The sequence below is a fragment of the Streptomyces atriruber genome (assembly GCF_001418325.1).
In the GTDB taxonomy this organism is placed as follows: Bacteria; Actinomycetota; Actinomycetes; order Streptomycetales; family Streptomycetaceae; genus Streptomyces; species Streptomyces atriruber.
The window spans coordinates 1-240 of record NZ_LIPN01000130.1 but is presented as its reverse complement, the minus strand read 5'-3'; the positions used below and the strand labels follow the sequence as shown (position 1 = coordinate 240).

The following is a 240-nucleotide window of genomic DNA, read 5'->3' as shown; positions in this document are numbered from 1 at the left end:
GATCCGGTCGGCGAGGCGCTGCACCTGGGCCTTGCCGGTCTGGGCGTCCTCGACGAGCCGCGCCATCCGCGCCAGCCGGGTGTCCGAGCCGACCCTGGCCGCCCGCACCACGAGGCGCCCCGAGACGTTCACGGTGCCCCCGGTCACGGCGGCGTCGACGCCCACGTCGACCGGCACGGACTCGCCGGTCAGCATGGAGGCGTCGACGGCGGAGGCGCCCTCGACGACGGTGCCGTCGGT

At 76.7% G+C, this 240-nt stretch carries 1 protein-coding gene; it reads right to left on the bottom strand.

Going from position 1 to position 240, the window contains the following annotated elements; translation table 11 throughout:
• Positions 1-240 (bottom strand): P-type ATPase actuator domain-containing protein (locus tag AOK03_RS44015; protein WP_482255960.1); only part of this gene is annotated, 240 nt, incomplete at both ends.